This window comes from Neobacillus sp. BP17 (genome assembly GCF_059579525.1).
The window spans coordinates 2,712,833-2,728,349 of the sequence record NZ_CM184198.1 but is presented as its reverse complement, the minus strand read 5'-3'; the positions used below and the strand labels follow the sequence as shown (position 1 = coordinate 2,728,349).

The 15,517-nt window shown below is 36.7% G+C and carries 12 protein-coding genes and 2 pseudogenes; 4 read left to right on the top strand and 10 right to left on the bottom strand.

The window, feature by feature from the left end; all coding sequences use genetic code 11:
* The first annotated feature begins 28 nt into the window (after positions 1–28).
* Positions 29–1,281 (top strand): annotated as a pseudogene (locus AC4QJR_RS13235) (IS110 family RNA-guided transposase).
* A gap of 108 nt (positions 1,282–1,389) precedes the next feature.
* On the opposite strand, the gene AC4QJR_RS13230 reads toward AC4QJR_RS13235, so the two are convergent.
* From AC4QJR_RS13230 to AC4QJR_RS13200, 7 genes and pseudogenes are all read right to left on the bottom strand, one after another.
* Entirely contained in the window at positions 1,390–1,719 is a 330-nt protein-coding gene (locus tag AC4QJR_RS13230; protein ID WP_496526487.1) for a hypothetical protein, read from the bottom strand.
* Positions 1,720–1,855: 136 nt separating this feature from the next.
* Positions 1,856–2,206: a short-chain dehydrogenase gene (locus tag AC4QJR_RS13225; RefSeq protein WP_496526676.1), complete on the bottom strand. Its 351-nt coding sequence runs from the start codon at positions 2,204–2,206 to the stop codon at positions 1,856–1,858.
* 111 nt (positions 2,207–2,317) lie between these two features.
* On the bottom strand, positions 2,318–2,647 hold the full coding sequence (locus tag AC4QJR_RS13220) for a hypothetical protein (protein WP_496526486.1): 330 nt from the start codon (positions 2,645–2,647) through the stop codon (positions 2,318–2,320).
* A gap of 443 nt (positions 2,648–3,090) precedes the next feature.
* The gene (locus AC4QJR_RS13215) at positions 3,091–4,380 is read right to left on the bottom strand and encodes an MFS transporter (RefSeq protein WP_496526485.1); all 1,290 of its coding nucleotides are present in this window, start codon (positions 4,378–4,380) and stop codon (positions 3,091–3,093) included.
* Between the two features lie 38 nt (positions 4,381–4,418).
* Entirely contained in the window at positions 4,419–5,609 is a 1,191-nt protein-coding gene (locus tag AC4QJR_RS13210) for an amidohydrolase (protein ID WP_496526484.1), read from the bottom strand.
* A 376-nt stretch (positions 5,610–5,985) separates the two neighbouring features.
* Positions 5,986–7,287 carry a hypothetical protein gene (locus AC4QJR_RS13205; RefSeq protein WP_496526483.1) on the bottom strand — a complete coding sequence of 434 codons (1,302 nt, stop codon included), beginning with the start codon at positions 7,285–7,287 and terminating at the stop codon, positions 5,986–5,988.
* 279 nt (positions 7,288–7,566) lie between these two features.
* Positions 7,567–7,743: pseudogene (locus AC4QJR_RS13200) on the bottom strand (recombinase family protein); the annotation flags it as partial.
* A 538-nt stretch (positions 7,744–8,281) separates the two neighbouring features.
* On the opposite strand from AC4QJR_RS13200, the gene AC4QJR_RS13195 reads away from it, so the two are divergent.
* Both AC4QJR_RS13195 and AC4QJR_RS13190 read left to right on the top strand, forming a co-directional pair.
* Positions 8,282–8,836 carry a DUF3231 family protein gene (locus AC4QJR_RS13195; protein WP_496526482.1) on the top strand — a complete coding sequence of 185 codons (555 nt, stop codon included), beginning with the start codon at positions 8,282–8,284 and terminating at the stop codon, positions 8,834–8,836.
* 9 nt (positions 8,837–8,845) lie between these two features.
* Positions 8,846–9,388, top strand: coding sequence for a DUF3231 family protein (locus tag AC4QJR_RS13190; RefSeq protein WP_496526481.1), 543 nt, complete (start codon positions 8,846–8,848; stop codon positions 9,386–9,388).
* 90 nt (positions 9,389–9,478) lie between these two features.
* Here the strand turns inward: AC4QJR_RS13190 and AC4QJR_RS13185 are convergent, their stop codons facing one another.
* Positions 9,479–9,898 carry a GNAT family N-acetyltransferase gene (locus AC4QJR_RS13185; protein ID WP_496526480.1) on the bottom strand — a complete coding sequence of 140 codons (420 nt, stop codon included), beginning with the start codon at positions 9,896–9,898 and terminating at the stop codon, positions 9,479–9,481.
* A 792-nt stretch (positions 9,899–10,690) separates the two neighbouring features.
* Between AC4QJR_RS13185 and AC4QJR_RS13180 the strand changes: the two genes are divergently transcribed.
* A complete protein-coding gene (locus AC4QJR_RS13180) occupies positions 10,691–11,908 on the top strand; it encodes an IS110 family RNA-guided transposase (protein WP_496526479.1) in 1,218 nt (405 codons plus the stop codon).
* Between the two features lie 848 nt (positions 11,909–12,756).
* Here the strand turns inward: AC4QJR_RS13180 and AC4QJR_RS13175 are convergent.
* Both AC4QJR_RS13175 and AC4QJR_RS13170 read right to left on the bottom strand, forming a co-directional pair.
* Positions 12,757–12,954, bottom strand: coding sequence for a hypothetical protein (locus AC4QJR_RS13175; protein WP_496526478.1), 198 nt, complete (start codon positions 12,952–12,954; stop codon positions 12,757–12,759).
* A gap of 111 nt (positions 12,955–13,065) precedes the next feature.
* Positions 13,066–15,198, bottom strand: coding sequence for a TerD family protein (locus tag AC4QJR_RS13170; RefSeq protein WP_496526477.1), 2,133 nt, complete (start codon positions 15,196–15,198; stop codon positions 13,066–13,068).
* Between the last annotated feature and the right edge of the window lie 319 nt (positions 15,199–15,517).

Here is a 15,517-nt window from a genome sequence, read left to right as displayed (position 1 = left end):
AACGATTGCCGTAGAAAGGATGTTTTCAATGGATGTTGTCATTGAAAGAGCATGTGGTATGGATGTCCATAAGGACAATATTACTGCATGTATCGTGACACCTGAAGGAAAGGAGATTCAAACGTTCTCTACTAAAACTGTATTTCTATAACAGTTGGTTGACTGGATTAAACAACATAGTTGTACCCATGTCGCAATGGAGAGCACAAGTGTTTATTGGAAGCCGATTGTGAATTTACTTGAAGCTGAGGATATTAAGTTTTTAGTTGTGAATGCCCAACATATGAAGGCAGTTCCAGGACGCAAAACAGATGTGAAAGATGCAGAATGGATTGCCAAGCTTCTTCGCCACGGACAACTCAAATCAAGTTATATTCCAGATCGAAATCAACGTGAACTTCGTGAGCTAGTTCGCTATCGCCGAAGTATTATCGAAGATCGAGCCAGGCAACATAACAGAATCCAGAAGGTTTTAGAAGGTGCGAACATTAAATTGGGATCTGTTGTTTCCGACGTTCTGGGTGTTTCGGCTCGGGATATGCTGATGCCATAGCCGATGGTGAGGAGGATCCTGAAAAACTAGCAAACTTTGCACGACGCACTATGAAAAAGAAGAAAGAAGAGCTGGAACTCGCCCTAAGAGGCTATATCAATTCACATCAACGCCTCATGTTAAAAACCATTTTAGTTCATATTGATTTTCTGACTGAGCAAATCGAAATGCTTGATAAGGAAGTTGCAGAAAGAGTCAGTTCTCATCAAGAAGATGTAGCACGCCTGGATTCTATTCCTGGTATAGCGACCAGAATGGCTGAGCAAATCCTTTCTGAAATAGGGACTGATGTAAAAAAACAATTCCCTACTGCAGCTCATATGTGTTCTTGGGCAGGATTAGTGCCTGGTCAAAACGAAAGTGCGGGAAAAAGAAAATCAGCCAAAACTAAAAAAGGAAATAAGTATTTAAGATCGGCGTTAACCGAAGCAGCTCATTCAGTAAGAGGATCCAAAAACTATCTCGGAGCACTGTATAGGCGTAAAGCATCACGAAAAGGCAAGAAGCGTGCTGGTATTGTAGTCGCTCACGCAATGTTACGTATCTCTTATTATCTCTTAACCAGAAAAGAAATGTATGTAGACTTAGGCGAAGACTACTTTGACAAGCAGAGACAACAATCAATTGTTCGGCATTCTCTGAGACGACTCGAAAGTTTAGGATACACTGTTACGATGAAGAACCTAAAGCTTCTTAATCCAGTTCACTTTATTACCATAGATCAATGAAATTGGCGCTCTCCCCTTTTAAAAAAACTAATGAGCTGCGTCCTCTTCAGTATTGCCTTTTTCTTTGAATTACAGAAGTTAATTTTCATGGTAGTTGAACATGAAACCTTAAAGTGGTGAAAAACTATCATCAAAAATTTCCCCATCCAGTTTAAAAAACAACTTGTAATCACCTAAATGCTCTTCGTTATAAATGACTTTCAAATAAGAAATAACATAGTCAAAACCATATTGAGAATAGGAGTCCTTATTCCATGCATCGATGAAAAGACCAACACCATTTAGATTTAGCACCAATTGGCTTTTATCAATATCAGCTTCAAAGAAAGGTTCATCTTCTTGTTCCTCATAAGAGTTGATAGCCTCCCAAAAACAATCAATTGTTTTCTTTTCTACTTCATGTTTTTCAGCCCATACCCTTAATTCATTGGTATTCATAATTATCCCTCATTAAAAATATGTTTTCGCTTGATAAAGCTGTTCCTTTAACATAATAAAAAAAGAGCAGCCATACCAACGCCTTTACTTAACATAAGCACCCAGTTAGCTTAAATACATTTCTTTACAAAAGGGATTATATTCCAAAGTGTATCATGTATTTATTTTCTTCTTTAGCCTTTATTATTTGGGAAGCTAACTGATTAAGTTCAGCAGAATTTTTATATATTGTTGCAGATGTAATCACATCATAAAACATTGACAAAGATTCAGGTGGAATAACTGTAATTCCCAAGTAAGCTAACCCGAACTCTGGACGTTCAAGCAAATGAAAGTATGTTCTCATAATAGATAAATCCACATTTAAGTGAGTAATAATTTCATCATCAACAGTAATACAATTATATTTTTGTGGTTCATAACCAAAAATTTTTTTCACATTTTCAGTATTATCAATTATTCCAAATTCATGAACAGGCATTATTATCGACCTCCTGATATACATAGCATAATGCTTATTGCACTATACTGCCAGTTAGCATAAGAAGCGACTGTTCTTATTGAACAATCGCTCCCTTTAGTTGAAGAAGGAATTGAATTATGATGTATATATTGTGAGGGTGTAGACGATTTGAATCACCGCAAATAAATTGTTACACAGTCCGATAATACTACAAATTTTCCCTGTCTTTGCAAAAACGATAGCTTGAACAGTTTCAGTTTGGTTGTCTAACTTTTTCATACTGAGTCTTGAGAGAGTTAGACCCACGATGGCAAGAATGAGACCAAAGCTTGCGACAACAAAAAAGTAATAAAAAAGTGATTCGCCTACAATAAAAACGAGGATCTGATCCACGACCATAGGTAAAACAATCGATGCGATACCGAATGTCTGAGACAATCCTGATTTAGAAATCGTTCGACGCATTCACTTATCCCCCATGAGTATTGATTATTTTTTTGCACTCAACTAATATATATTGATTCTAAATACTCAAATTTTATTACTCATATTAATTAATTAATTTCTGTTCATAATTAGCTAAACTGCCACTTTAACGCAATTAAACTATCGACTATGCAGTCAATCCTGTTATTTCAACTAATGCTACCCTATAGTTTAAGTACATTTCTTCACAAACTTGTATTTTTTAAACTTCATTTTTTACAAGAATACTGCCCATATAGGGGTAAGTACGAGATAAGTCCAAAAAGCGCCATTCAGGTGTAAAAAAATGTAAATAGAGCACAAAAGCCCTCATTAAGCTGTTTTAAAATTAAACCGCTCTCGTAGTTCTGAGAGCGGATTAATTAGTTGTGTAAGTATGTTCATACTTTACTCAATTATGGAAGGGGTGGATTTTAAAACATTTAATTTATATTTCTTGCTGTATGAATAATTTCATTCTTGTTAGCTTCACGCCATGGCTTTTTTACTTTGAGTAATGAAATACATGTAAAAATAGAAACGACTAAGAAAATAAATCCGATTAAGTAAGAAGATGAATAACCAAACTTTTCAACTAAAACCCCAGAGACCGTTCCAAGAATAGATGACAAAAACATAAAAAACGCATATAAACCTGAATAGATAGTAGCATAGTGCTTTGTCCCAAAAAATTGGGAAGTAAAGATTGGCAATGCTACAAAGTTAAAGTTCAAACCAGCACCACCAAATAGGATATAAAGGTATACAAGCCCTAAAGATTTTCCAAGAAGCACCAACGAAACGAGTGTGATGGCACCTAACGTAAAACCAGCCATACAACCTTTCGATAGTCCAAACTTATCAAACAAATAACCAATAGTCATTTTCCCAAGCATTGAACAGATACCAAATGCAAAAAGAATCTGACTGAGCCGAACGTCGCTAACACCGATATCAGTCAAATAGGATGGAGTTTGAACGACGTCAATCATTTGCGGAATTGATGTTCCAATTACAAATACAATAACAAGCCAAAACGCAGAAGTTTTGAATGATTGACTCAAAGAAATTCCATCGCTTGAATTTGGTTGAACCTCTAAAGATTTTTCAGCTGGTACTTCATGGTCGCCTTCGTTTAACCCATAAGCTTTTAAATTCTTATCTTCAGGGCGAGTATAAATAAGGGTTCCGCAAATTAAGGCAAGGATAATAACGGCTACACCCCAAACAACAAAAGCTGATTTGTAACCTGAGCTCGAAATGACTAAGTTCAAACTTGGTGCGAAAATGGCTGCTCCAAGTCCAACACCAGCCATAGCGATACCCATTGCTGTTCCTCGTTTTGCCTTAAACCAGTTTGTGATAATGATTGGAACAGGTAATACAGAAACTGAAACTATAATAAAACCAATTAGGAAAGTAATAAACGTCAATATGCTCAAGGAATCAATTTTGCTCATTGTGATAATCAATATACCTTGTATTATACCAGCGGTCAGAACAGCAATCTTTAAGTTTGCTTTGCTAAGTAATTTGGCTAATAAAATATTACCAACAATGGTACCGATGAAATAGAGTGATATTAAAGAAGAAACACCGGCTATGGAATAACCTTTAGCTTTGACCATTGGTGACAAAAAAACTGCTAGGGATGAGACAACTCCAGTTCCAAGCGCTGTTAAGACAGTACATGCAAAAACAACGATCCAACCATAAAAAAATTTCTTTTTCATCAAAACACCCCTCAATAGTATTATTTATAAATCCACTCCTAACTCCACTTTTTAATTGCTATTTGTTGCTCAAAGTCCTTGTGGACATTTCCTCTAAATTCATCATCCAGAAAAACTTTTAAAACCATGCGACTAATCATTTCCGCGCCGTTTTTTAGACTTTCATGAGCTTTTGGCATTGTCGTTGCTTTTGCGAAATCGGTGGTATGAAGGGCACACTGTTCATCCGTAATCGAAATCATCGGATGTAATGTTGGGCAACAATAGCTAACATTGCCGATGTCTGATGAACCTAATGGATCCGAAATGTCATTCACACGTAAACCAAGAGATTCCATAATATTCTTCATTTCTTCCTCAGCCGCCGCATTACTCACCATGTCTGCAAAGTCTTCGTACGACCGTTTCCATTCGAATTCGCAATCGAAAGCGATAGCGGCTCCCTTTGCGCAATTTAAGATTGCTTTTTGCGCTGATTCTATGGAGGCAAAAGAGTTAGCACGAAATTCTACTATCACTTCAGCTGTATCAGGAATTACATTATATGCTTTACCACCATCTGTAAAAATTTGATTGATATTTACGTCTTTTGTAAGGGTTTGTCTTCTTGCATCAATCAAATCAACAAATTTTCTTGCGGCAGTTAAAGCATTTCTCCCCTCCCATGGGCATGCAGACGCATGAGCAGTCTGTCCGAAAAATTTGAATTGAAAGTTTTTTAGCGCAAGGAACTTTGCATTAGGTTCATTTATTCCGCCCATGTAACTATGCAACATGATGGCAAAATCCATTTTATCAAATACACCGTTTCTAGCCATTCCGATTTTTGCCCCAAATGTTTCCTCTGCTGGAGTTCCGATTACGTAAAGATTTCCTTTAAAATAACTTTTCAACTCGTGAAGGGCAAGCCCCGCTAAAACAGACATAGAACCATGTAAGTTATGACCACAGGCATGTCCTATGCCCGGAAGTGCATCGTACTCTACTAATATAGCAACAGAAGGTCCTTCACCATTTTTTAACTCAGCACAAAAAGCAGTTTCGTAACCACAGAAAGGATATTGAACGTCGAAGCCAGCTCTTTCTAAAATATTAACGATTCTCTTGCTGCTTTCGAATTCTTCCCCTGACACCTCTGGATTTGCAGCTAAATCGTCACTTAAAGTAACCATTTCACTGTAATGTTTTTGGATTGAAGTTGTGAGAAAATCTGACAGAAAAGCATCCATAAACAACACCTACTTTCATTTTCTTAAAACATTAACTTACCTTTCAGACTGCATTGTCCGCAAACTTCGGAATCACGAAAGTTAAGAATGCACCTAAAGTCATCATCCAGATACTTGCTATCATTAATCCGTAATAGGTGTACCAAAAAAAATCACATCACAAAGAAATCTAATCCAATATACCTTCCCTCCCTTAGTCATCAAAGGATAAATTTTCATAACATTCATACATCTGTGCAAAAATTCATTTAAGGATTATTTAAGGTAAATATTCCTTAAATGCTCTTTAAATGAATTTTAAACGATGAAATCGTTTTCTTCAACTATTTATATGAATTTTCTAAAAACAAAAAAATAAACACCCAAATATGGATGTTTATTTTAAACGATATAATTTACTAGGTCTTCCACGTAAAGAAGAAGATTCTTCTCCAATATACTCAATTAGATCAACTTCACACAAATCTGTTACAATACGTCTTGCATTTCGTTCTGTCATATGAAGGTTTACTGCCAAATCCTTTGTACTAAAAACGTTCCAATTCATTTTCCTGATTAGAGCATCAATTTTGTGAAAAGTTTTAACGCTGATATTACCCTTTTTCAGTTTCTGTAAAAAATCTTTATCCTCCGTACGAAAGGAGTAGGTTATCTCTTCTTTTTTCCCAATGGACTCGATAATCATTCCATTGTCGACAATAAGTATCTTCCGTTCAGGCATTTCCTTTGATTGCCTAATTGACACCTGCGCGTTTATTTCTGCAGAAAAGACTGTCTCTCCATATCCGATTCCTACAACAACCGTCGATTCCGATTCTAGCGACAACTGCTCTAATGTATGTTCTAACATAGGAATTTCTCGTTCAATCGCGCCACGGGAACTAAATATCACATATTTACCATATCCTTTTTCTATCAAAGAGCCATTTAATTGTTCACAGAATTTAAGGAGTATCTCCTTTAAACGCAGCTCTAAAAACTGTAAATCATATGAACTCTTTGCATTCTGCATAATACTTTCAAAATGCTCGATCTCAATAATTTCCACACCAATTTGAGTGTCCTTAAAGTAATAGCCCTTTATTTTCTCAGTTAGTATCCTCAGAGTTTGGCGAATTTCCTTTCGGCTAGTTGACATCCATTCGACTGGTAAACCAGCTTCTTTTAAGTGCTTATAAACTGTTGGAAAACAAGTGATGGCTCCATCAATTTTTTTTGATTCCCATAAATCTAGGTGAAAATGTAACAATTCCTCCATATTAATATCATCTGGTTCAAACTTTTTCACGTAAATCTCATTAAATGTCATAGACAACTGTTCTACTGCTTCTTCAACTAAGTTGGAATAAGAGAATGTATCGATACTCAATCTTTTGATCAATTTTTCCTGTGAATGGATCATATTTAATAAACTTTTGTATAAACTAGATTCCGTATGTGGGATATACAAAAGATTTTCTTTAGAACCTAAAACATTTCTCGCGATCTCATATGGCAATTCGCCAGAAAAAAGCCATGCATGAATCTTTTTATCATAATCCTTTACAATTTTTTTTGTTTCCTCAGGTTCTTCATAAGGGAAAGCTACAAATTCCATTCCCTGCTCAAATTCTTTAGCTATTCCAAGAATTCGTTCTAATGACCAATTTGGTCCAACCACTCCGATTCGATACATCATTAGAACACCTACTTCCTATTTGGTTACTTTAAATTCGTTTTCGATAAAAGAAAGATAATTTATCTTTGAACTATATTACTCTGTTTCTCAATAATAGAATTATATTAATAATTGTAACAGCAAGTACCCTTTGATGTCTTCATGGTAATAATATAATGATTACTGGTTGAGAATTAACCTTAAGTATACTTCTTCATACTCTTCACTATTATTTTAATATATATATCCAATTTAATTATAGTTAATCCCGGCTTGCTTATGGTGATACTTTTTGACTTATCCACGGTATTTCCCTTCCTTTTTTGCTAAATCAATTCCTTCACGTTGACGCATTCTAATTAGATCAAGCTCTAATTGATTTACTCCGCCCATGACCGTCATTAAAAATTGACTATTGGGATTATCTTCCGATATGTCTAACCATGTGTCTTTCAAGGACTTTAAATTCTCCTTCTTTTGTTCCTTCTTCAACTAAACTACTCGTTAGTTTAAGTACAAAATTTCACAAAACTAATTCAATTTAAATCAAGAATTATGTAGAAAGAGTGACAATTTACAACAATATCCAAACAAAAAAATACCTTTGATTTATTAAATCAAAGGTCAAAGTTGAACTTAGTGGTCTAGGCTAAGTCCATTTTAGGAGGTCTAAACTCAGAAGAATTTAAACTATTATTATATTAACATATTATGAATATTTATTCAACAACCAAAATAATTATACATTAACTGTCTTTGGTTGCTTTTCCATTAACTTAATGCAACCCTTTTGAATTCAAGCAACCGTTCGTTGAAGATGGGGACACTTTGCTAGAATAATTAGTAATTGAGCCTTCTTGGATCCTAGTTGTCGTTTCATTAAAGACTTTCACCCCCTCATTTTTATACGGTTTTTCATATAAATACGATTCACAACTTTGAATAAAAAAATCTTCTGTGCATTAGAAATTACCCTTTAGGGAAAAGTTTAAAAAAAGAGAGGAAGGTGGAGTATGTGCCTGATCTTTTGCAAGCCTTGAAAAGTGTAGCTCAGTCTTTTATCAAGGATGAGAATAAAACACCTCTTCACATTGGCGAGGCTATGGGATGCTGGATATTTTTAGCGTTAGTCGGTGAGACACAAGTACAGACAGAAGTAGGAATTAACAGTACAACGGACCCTGAATTGAGAAAGGCCCTTCAAGAAGCCGTGAACATGTTCAAATCGGAGAAAGAGCGGATTTCAGCATTTATGCGGTCTGAAGGAATTCCATTACCTCCTTTAAGTGAATCGAAACCAATATCTGACCCGAATAGTGTTCCATTGGGTGTTAAGCTGACAGATAACGAGCTTGCAAACAGCCTTAAGAAAAAAATATCGATGGCGATTACAAACTGTTCGGAATCGGCAGCACAATCCATCCGCAGTGATGTTAGTCTGTTGTGGGCCGAATTTATGCAAGAACACATAACTTTTTTAACAACATTTAAATCATTGATGCGAAAACGGGGATGGCTCAAGGTCCCACCACCGTATTATCCTCCAGGCTTGCCACAAACAGAAAAGTGAAGTGAGAATATGCCAGATGTCGTGAAAGCTGTTCAAAATGTTATCCAATCATTTGTTGATGATGAACCCAAATCACCCTTACATGTAGGGGAAGTCATGTCCTGCTGGTCCTATCTTTCTGAATTAGCGGATGAACAAGTTCATTCCGAAGCTGGGATAAACAGTACAACAGACCCCGAATTAAGAAAAGCTTTTCATGAAGCTGTTGAGATGTTCAAATCACAGAAAGAACGAATTATTGCCTTTATGTTATCAGAGGGAGTTCCCATTCCGCCATTATGTGAGTCAAAGCCACAGTCTAATCCAAGCGATGTTCCATTGGGTGCCAAGTTGACGGATGATGAACTTGCAAACAGCCTTAATATTAAAATCGTTATTTTAATTTCCTATTGTGCAAATGCAATCATTCAATCCGTACGCAATGATGTTACCTTGATATGGCTTGAATATTTACAGGAATATATGACGTTTGGAGCAACCCTAAAAGAACTTGTGAAAAAACGGGGATGGCTTAAAGTGCCTCCATACTACTATGCTCCTGGAGCACCATAAAATGACAAGTCAAGAAAAGGACCTAGATATTCCCTCTACCGTCCTTTTCCTCTTCCACTAACCTGCTTCGTTAGTACAACAAGAAAATGGTTATTCTAAATACTCACTAGCTAGATTAGGGTTTAAGTACCTTGCCATTCCTGTTTTAATTCTCTTTAATCCAAGTTTCTTATAAAAGTCCTCATTTCCAAAGGTAGAAATTAAATGAACGCACGATACATTACTTAGCTTATCCAGTAGATACTCCATAATTTGTCTAGCTATCCCTTGTTTTTGAAATTCTGGATGTACAATAACGTCATAAATTGCAGCATTAAAAACACCATCTGTCATCGCCCTACCAAATCCAATAATTCTACCATTTACTGTAACCAATGCTATGACATTACTTGCTTCGAAAACTTGCTTGATAATCTCTTTTGTATGCTTTGTCCAACCGACAGATGAATAAATTCCCTTCATTTCATCAAGATTCACTTTAGAAAAATCACTATGTATGCTTAAATCCATAAACCCCCTCCTAACAATACTATGTGTATTTCTCCATTAATGTTAATTGCACCTTCTTTAAGTTTCCTGCTTCGTTAGTCAAATAAGAAAGGGATCGCCGCTGCCATCCCAATCTTTAACTCTTGCAACCGATAGTTTAACTACATCACTTCACAAACAGTTTCCATTATCACATATCTCGAAAATAATGGTAAAATAAGGTTAGAGGTGATTTTATGAAAAGAATACCGAAATATAAATTTAATTTTATTGTTTCATGTATTTTTCTTGTTATAGGTATTATCCTTATACCAATACTTCCTAACGCAATACCTACTCTCATTCTTTTTGGATATTTCTTTCTTTATTACTTAGGAACTGGTATTTCTCATTTCATTAAAGGAAGAAAGAGTCAAACTCCCCTTGGAGTTAAACAGGAAGACGGATAACCGTCTTTTTTTATTTTGAATGGATTCATATTGAGCTAACCTGCCAGTTAGTCGAATAAGAAAAAGGGCTACCTCAGTAACCCTATCTTTAACATAAGCACCCGTTAGCCATCCATGAATCGCTAAAAATCAGCTCTTCACCACAAAGAATGAAAATGTATTGAATCCGTCCATACTGCTTCTATGGCTGGGAGAGGAAGGTCGATCAACTATGGTGCCTTAGAGCCCATCCGTTAGTCTGACTCCAACGACCACGGTGCACCACAAACTGTCGCTCCCTTTCGGGAAGCACTCATGGTAGATTAATCCTAATTCTGATTGTTGCACCAGCCTCCAATTTTCAAGCCTAGAAAGGAAGATTTCAGTGGATGTTATCATTGAAAGAGCATGTGGATTAGATGTCCATAAGGACAATATCACTGGTTATATTATGACTTCACAAGGAAAGGAGATTCAAACATTTTCTACTAAAACGGTTTTTCTATTAAAGTTATTGGACTGGATTAAGGAGAATAATTGTACTCACGTAGCTATGGAAAGTACGAGTGTTTATTGGAAACCTATTGTTAATTTATTAGAGTCCGAAGGAATAGAGTTTTTAGTTGTAAATGCTCAACACATGAAGGCACTTCCGGGACGCAAAACGGATGTTAAAGATGCCGAATGGATAGCCCAACTTCTTCGTCATGGACTACTGAAAGCAAGTTTCATTCCGGATCGGAATCAACGAGAACTGCGGGAACTTGTTCGCTATCGCCGGAGTATCATTGAAGAACGCGCCAGACAACATAATAGGATTCAAAAGGTTTTAGAAGGAGCCAACATTAAACTAGGTTCTGTTGTATCTGATATTATGGGTGTTTCATCGAAAGATATGCTTCGAGCAATCGCAGATGGTGAAGAAGATCCTGAAAAACTAGCAAACTTCGCTCGTCGTACAATGAAAAAGAAAAAAGAAGAACTTGAATTGGCACTTCAGGGCTATGTAAACCCACACCAACGCTTAATGTTAAAAACGATTTTAACTCACATTGATTTTCTAACTGAGCAAATTGAAATGTTAGACCAAGAGATAGCGCAAAGAGTAAGCACATATCAAGAAGATATAGAACGACTCGATTCCATTCCTGGTATCGCCACAAGAATGGCTGAACAAATCTTAGCTGAAATTGGTACGGATGTTGGAAACCAATTCCCGACTGCCGCACATTTGTGTTCATGGGCAGCCTTGGTCCCTGGACACAATGAAAGCGCAGGAAAAAGAAAATCTAGCAGATCAAAAAAGGGAAATAAGTATTTAAGATCCGCATTAACAGAAGCAGCTCAATCAGTAAGAGGTTCAAAAAACTATCTCGGTGCACTGTATAGACGCACAGCTGGACGAAAGGGAAAGAAAAAGGCAGCAATTGTAGTCGCCCATGCGATGTTGCGAATCGCATATTACCTTCTAACCCGAAAAGAAATGTACGTTGACTTAGGCGAAGATTATTTTGATAAGCAAAGACAAGTATCTATTGTACGGCATTCGGTTCGAAGACTAGAAAACTTAGGTTATACGGTTACAATAACAGAAGCCTCCTAATCCATTAATCAACTACATATACACCATCGATTAGACGCTCCTCCCCTTTTTTAAAAAGATGAATGAGCTGCGTCTATTTAAGTATTGCCATTTTTCGGATGTCACAGAAGTTAATTTTCATGGTAGTTGAACAACTCCATGGCTTATAAACTATTCATAATTTACTTTGGTTAAAGATACCGTTCACAATAAAAATAGATACCTAATCCATTCATATATCCTTTTTCATTCATATTTGTAGTTAGGTGGGCTACTAGGCATTCATCCAATCCAGCTTTGACCCTCAGCATAAACTGGTTATTAGTCTAATTTCAATAAGGAGTGAACTTCGAAATATGGAAAATATACGACAAATGCCACACTATGCACAAAGTCCCTTGGGTCTTCAAAATTGTATTTATCGATTCACGTATCTGTGGCTTAGAAACGGAGACAATTTCTGGTTTTTTTTGACGGCTGTTGGGAATCAAAGAGTTTATGGCTATAGGTTTTTCGGCGGAAGATGGAATCAATATTCGGTTGCTTTAAGAGATATTGTTAACTTCCATTGTTCTCCACCAACTCCAACTCTATATTAAAACACTACGTCTGGGCTTTTGCATAAGGTGGATTAAAATAAGGAGGATAATTGTGATTCCATATTATAGCACCTGCATTCCACATCCACACCCACCATATCCAGTACATCTTCCAGCTCAACCGCACCCACCACAGGCAGCACTATATTAATTACAGTTTAGCAAAATCTCAATAGCCTCCCCTTAAACATACATCTTGCTGATGAATCTTTTAGACACCCAAAAAGCCCCTTAAGGGCTTTTTTTGTATTTTTATTTAGTAGCAGCATTTTAATAAGGGTAGTGGTGGTGGTATGGATAGTGATGATGATAGTACGGGTAATGATGATGGTAGTACGGGTAATGATGATGGTAGTACGGGTAGTGTGGGTGCGGATAGCCTGGAGCTCCAAAACCAAGTCCTGGTCCAAAACCAAAACCTGAGCCTGGGCCACCTAAACCAACCCTCTCATTATAAGCATTAATCATACAAGCATTCATCGCTTTATATCAAGGAACCTCGGGGAATGTTTTTCTTCGTGTAAATAAAAACTATTTTAATTAAAACAAAAAAAGACTATGCACTAAGCACAGTCTAAATTAAACCAGAAACTCAGCCATGATTTTATCGATTTCAAAAGGAGTTATTCCTTCATTCACTGAGAATATGGTATCGGCTTCCTTTTGTATTTCAACAAGCGTACCCCGAGCGTTCGCATGTAGCATAAACAAATCGTAAAGCGTTGGCTTTGTAAGAGAAGTCAAACTTTTGCCGGTTGCAGCAATCCCAATCAAATTTCCTTCAATATTAATCGCGTAATTCGGATTTCTCCGCAAAGCAATATCCGCCCAGATAGCTTTACGTTTAGCGAGGTCAAAAATAACAGGAATGCAAATATGTGTATCTGCAGTAATGTCAAACTTGTCAACCACGGTCTTCGGCTCAAAAATCTCTCCCGAACGTGGTTCTTTTCGGATCATCCAGCCTGCAAAACATTCTGGCAGTTCGCCATAGCTTTGACCAGTAAAGCAGTTAACATTGACAATCACATATCGTCCACCTTTTTTCACTATGCTCGGTATATCCATATCGATAAATTCAGCAGCACCTTTTGGAGCGTCCGTAATATCACCGGAATGAAACATACAGAACCCATTAGAACGAAGATTGGTATACGAAACCTGGTCCATAAACTTCCATTTCTCGTCAAATATCGTAACTGAAAGATCAAGGTCTACTCTAGTTTCCCAAGGATCGTCTCCGTCCATGTTCCTCCACCAGACATACGCACGTATCGTATCACCTTCCGGAATCTTTAGCTGGCTTCCACGGGAAATGGTGTGAATTGACCTTGAAGCGCTCCTTTGGGAAAACGGAACAAGATAATCCTGTAGCTCTTTATCCAAAAAAACTTTCCCCAAGGGAGGAAATTTGCTGAAGCGTGTCACTAGCTCTTCTTCGATTGTACTAACGACTGAGCAGCAAATTTCTTCTTCAATGTGTATCAACTCATTCGAAATGCTGATAGCTTTCCCAACATTTCCTTTTGGGAAAAATACACGAATATCACTGCCGTTGTTTCGGTTTTTGAAGTGTGCGTGAACCTGTAATAGAACTCGCGTTGAAACAGAACCTACCACTTCTGAAAAAGATTTAACCACTTGTTGAGGTTCTTCTGAAATGCGGATAATGTGATCCAGTCTTCTCGCGAAATCGCCAGGTCGCTTCTTCAAAAGAATAATAGCTGCCAAAGCATCTTTCTGCTCTAATAAATGCTCCAATTTCCTTCCAAATGTTTGGAGTGGAACATTTCCTCGGACTGCCTTAAAGGCTTGGTAAACTTTAGAATATTTTGATTTGAATTCGCCCGGATGCAGTCGTTCACCTAAGCGCTTCCAAGCCTCCTTGTGACGAAGCATGTCTTCTTCAGGATGGTTAACCGAATCCAATAAAGACATGAGCAAACGGCGTTCCGGACGATTAAAGCTCTTGAAACGGGTGCTTGATGCTAAACTTACGTCTCCTCCTGAGAGTGCTACAGCTAAACGCAATACGTCTGTTGCTGTTTCGAAATACCTGGAAATTACATTTACATCCACTTTTTTCAATTGGAGTAATTGAGCACCTATAAATGCGACATTTTCCTTTAATGGAATTGAGTCAGGCAATAAGGAAGTGATATCATCCATATGCTCGATTGCCCATGCAACATCCTGTTTATCTATTCCGGAAATCGACGTTTTTGCGCTGATTAAATTTTGAATCATTAAAATAAAATCTTCGTCTTTCGCTAGGTCTAAAATACGAAGATCTGTTCTTTCTATAAGGGGAGAACGCATCACTTTTTCATATTTTGGAAGTCCATTGTTCGGGAGATTAACCCCAATGGAATCTTTTACAGCAACAGAGCAATAGTGAACAATAGCATTTAGATATAATTCAGCCTCATCCATATCCATCACTTGTGTTGGAAAATTTGGATACATCGGATGAAAACTTCCATTTGCTCCAGTCATTTCTTGGAGGTCAAGGATAAGAGTATTATAGAAATAGAAAAACTCCTTTTCGTTCATCGTGCGAACAGTATTTATCAACTTTTCTGAAAATGTAAAGCCAAGTTTTTCAATGTTTTTTAAAGCTGTGGCTAACACATCTAAACATAATACGTTTTCAGGTCCTTGATTCACAATCAATTTCCCTTTTCTGCGCACAAAGATACTGTTTTTGCCCATCTCCATCAGCTTCCAATCTAGAATTCATTATTTTAAAAAAAATAAAAAAATCAGGTAATCGAGATATCTCACAGCCTGATTTTTTCTAATGATATTTCTGTTTATAATTATAATCAGGAAAGCGATACCTCTGCTTTTTATTCGATAAGTTGTAGAAGGAAGAAGTATCATAGCCTGATATATAAAGTATAATAGATAAAAACTAATAATGAAATGGTCTTATAAAAATTTTTTTGATTCCTAACAAGTTTTGGTGCAAATTACAGAAACGCCTTCATTAGTTGAAAAGTGGATGTTTTTGTTTAATTATTTACGATGG

Bases quoted from the DNA above. Each gene is read 5' to 3' on its own strand.
- AC4QJR_RS13230 (WP_496526487.1), bottom strand. From the start codon at position 1,719: ATGAATACCAATGAATTAAGGGTATGGGCTGAAAAACATGAAGTAGAA.
- AC4QJR_RS13220 (WP_496526486.1), bottom strand. From the start codon at position 2,647: ATGCGTCGAACGATTTCTAAATCAGGATTGTCTCAGACATTCGGTATC.
- AC4QJR_RS13215 (WP_496526485.1), bottom strand. From the start codon at position 4,380: ATGAAAAAGAAATTTTTTTATGGTTGGATCGTTGTTTTTGCATGTACT.
- AC4QJR_RS13210 (WP_496526484.1), bottom strand. From the start codon at position 5,609: ATGGATGCTTTTCTGTCAGATTTTCTCACAACTTCAATCCAAAAACAT.
- AC4QJR_RS13205 (WP_496526483.1), bottom strand. From the start codon at position 7,287: ATGATGTATCGAATCGGAGTGGTTGGACCAAATTGGTCATTAGAACGA.
- AC4QJR_RS13190 (WP_496526481.1), top strand. From the start codon at position 8,846: ATGCCAGATGTCGTGAAAGCTGTTCAAAATGTTATCCAATCATTTGTT.
- AC4QJR_RS13185 (WP_496526480.1), bottom strand. From the start codon at position 9,898: ATGGATTTAAGCATACATAGTGATTTTTCTAAAGTGAATCTTGATGAA.
- AC4QJR_RS13175 (WP_496526478.1), bottom strand. From the start codon at position 12,954: ATGATTAATGCTTATAATGAGAGGGTTGGTTTAGGTGGCCCAGGCTCA.
- AC4QJR_RS13170 (WP_496526477.1), bottom strand. From the start codon at position 15,198: ATGGGCAAAAACAGTATCTTTGTGCGCAGAAAAGGGAAATTGATTGTG.